3 protein-coding genes, 1 pseudogene and 1 riboswitch are annotated in these 2,455 nt (G+C 35.3%); all 4 genes and pseudogenes read right to left on the minus strand.

The features are described 5' to 3' along the window. Positions 1-111: 111 nt before the first annotated feature. Positions 112-318 (minus strand): sulfur carrier protein ThiS, encoded by a 207-nt coding sequence (gene thiS, locus VFS71_RS05890; RefSeq protein WP_326399946.1) that lies wholly within the window; start codon positions 316-318, stop codon positions 112-114. A 63-nt stretch (positions 319-381) separates the two neighbouring features. Further along, a riboswitch (TPP riboswitch) is annotated at positions 382-477 on the minus strand. A gap of 100 nt (positions 478-577) precedes the next feature. Further along, on the minus strand, positions 578-1,141 hold the full coding sequence (locus tag VFS71_RS05895; RefSeq protein ID WP_326399948.1) for a DNA-3-methyladenine glycosylase I: 564 nt from the start codon (positions 1,139-1,141) through the stop codon (positions 578-580). Further along, complete coding sequence (locus VFS71_RS05900) at positions 1,141-1,854, minus strand: hypothetical protein (RefSeq protein ID WP_326399950.1); 714 nt, start codon at positions 1,852-1,854, stop codon at positions 1,141-1,143. The genes VFS71_RS05895 and VFS71_RS05900 overlap by 1 nt, the downstream gene beginning before the upstream one ends. Positions 1,855-2,000: 146 nt before the next feature. Further along, positions 2,001-2,455: pseudogene (locus VFS71_RS05905) on the minus strand (exopolyphosphatase); the annotation flags it as partial.

Consider the following 2,455-nt stretch of genomic DNA (forward strand, 5'->3'; position numbering starts at 1 on the left):
ATTGTGTTTTTTAACGCATTTGTTTCCGTAGAGACGCACAGCAGTGCGTCTACGTCCAGTATATAATTGGAATTTGGTCCCGAAGCCTCGGGATATTTTTTGGAATTTAAATTACCCGCCTTGCGTAGCAGAAATAATCAAAATTTCGTCAGTTTCTTGTACGAGGAATTCGTTCCATTTGGTTTTTGGAACAACGGTGTTGTTAATAGCAACGGCGATTCCGTTTTGTTTGTGCGGAATTTCGAGATCGAGCAATGATTGAACGCTTAGCGATTCAGCATTGAACTTTTTAATTTGTTGGTTGATTTTTAGTTCCATTCCTTTTTGAATTAGTATAGTTATACTTTAGGAATGGCTACAAAAACGCATAAAAATGCGCGCAGAAGTCATCTTACTTTTCCCTACGCTAGTATGAACTAGATCAGGTTCAGAGGGTAAAATCTCAGCCTGCGATTGCAGACACCCCTAAAGTGTGAAGCAAATGTAATTAAAAAAGTTTGAAAGTTTAAACCTTTAAAAGTTTAAAGTTGTTACAGGTGTAACTTGTATTTTGGAGGATAAAAGCGGTGATTGTGTGTTAATTTCTCTTCCAACAATCGGTCACGTGGTCATCTACCATTCCGGTGGCCTGCATGTGGGCGTAAACTACCGTAGAACCTACAAATTTGAACCCGCGTTTTTTTAAATCTTTGCTGATGGCATCGGACAGGGGAGTTGTGGCCTGTACTTCGCTCAGGCTTTTTCGGTTGTTTATAATCGGTTTTCCGTCGACAAAGCCCCAGATGTATTTGGAAAAACTACCGAATTCATCCTGAACTTTCATGAAGGCTATGGCATTGGAAACTGCAGAATAAACTTTGATTTTGTTTCGAATGATACCTGAGTCTTGGAGTAAATCCTGAATTTTATCTTCGGAATAGTTGGCTATTTTTTTGTAGTCAAAATTATCAAAAGCTTTGCGGAAATTTTCTCTTTTGTTTAAAATGGTTATCCAGCTTAATCCAGCTTGAAAAGTTTCCAAGATCAGGAATTCGAAAAGTTTTTGGTCGTCATAAACAGGAATGCCCCATTCTTCGTCGTGGTATTTTTGGTATAATTCGCTGGAATTACACCAAGCGCATCTTGTAAGTTCTTTTTTCATTATTTATTAATATCCCAGTGGTAGCCTTTTACGGTAGGAATGTAGGCGGCTCCGTTGTTAAGAATCAATTCAGTGTATATTTTTTTATTGTATTTAATGCCAATGGCGCCTCCTGATACATAGGTTTTATTTTTTTTGAAGGTAAAAATCATGGTGTCGTTTTGGAACTCTGCATCCGATACTTTTTCTACTAGCCATGTTGAACCCCAGTTGAAATATAATTTGTTTGGGCCAACACAGGTTACATGTTTTACAAGATCGACTGCCTCTTTTGGAAATTTATATTCTTCAATAAGTTCTCTTTTGGAGTATGATTTTCCTACTTGGCCTTTTCTTAATAAGTTTCTTAATGGAGTATCGACGATAATTTCTGCGTTTTTCTCTGTTGGGGTATTAGACAATATTATTTGCTCTTGTGTAGTACTGTTGTTTTGGGTGTTTCTGTATTTTGAAGTTCGTGAATTTGGGATTTGTCTTTGTATGGCTGCCGATAAACCCGAATCGGAGTCAACATCCGTTTCTTCTGATCCCGAGGTTAGAGTATTAGTATTTGATTCTCCGTTCACAGTGTTTATAATAGGAATGGCAGTTGAAATATTTGAAGTCTGGGTATAATTTGTTTCTATTTCTTCCTTTTCTTCGGACCCATTTTTCCCACAACTAATTAGTGAAGCAAGAAATATAAATGAAAATATTATTTTAAAGTTCTTCATGATTAGGGTGTTATGATGCTTAATTACTCAAATTTAAACTTTTTTTTAAAACCTTAATCAAAAGAATAGTTGTAAAATGCAAAAAAAAATCCCAAACAATAATGAATGGGATTTGATTTTTTGTAAAATAATTTTGGACTCTTGGTCTAGTATATTTGCTTTACACCTTTTGCATTGTCAAATACATAACTTACTAACCAAGCAATTTGACCTTGTTTAGCGAAGAAAATCTTTTTGCTTTGTATGTTAGGAATAACTTCAAGAGAAGTTTCCAAAAGGTTGAAAGCTGCAATTAAGTATTTTTGTTGATAAGTGTTCAATACTTTTTTCATTTCAACATTACTTTCTGCACTTGTTACAAATCTTTGATAATTGTTTTCTGCAATTGTTCTGATAGCAAGGATATCATCATATTGTACTTGAGTAAAGTTTTCTTCTGCTTTAGCTCCATTTAAAAGCGTGTAAAAAGCCCAAGCTGCACCACCAGAGATGTAAACATTGCTTTTGTCTTGTGATTCCGCTCTGCTTGTGTACATTTTTTTGAAACTCTCTCTCATTGTCGGTAAATAGTCAAACAAGTTTTCGTTGAATTCGAATACTG

Source organism: Flavobacterium sp., from assembly GCF_035760125.1.
Lineage (GTDB): Bacteria > Bacteroidota > Bacteroidia > Flavobacteriales > Flavobacteriaceae > Flavobacterium.

Bases quoted from the DNA above. Each gene is read 5' to 3' on its own strand.
- thiS (WP_326399946.1), bottom strand. From the start codon at position 318: ATGGAACTAAAAATCAACCAACAAATTAAAAAGTTCAATGCTGAATCG.
- VFS71_RS05895 (WP_326399948.1), bottom strand. From the start codon at position 1,141: ATGAAAAAAGAACTTACAAGATGCGCTTGGTGTAATTCCAGCGAATTA.
- VFS71_RS05900 (WP_326399950.1), bottom strand. From the start codon at position 1,854: ATGAAGAACTTTAAAATAATATTTTCATTTATATTTCTTGCTTCACTA.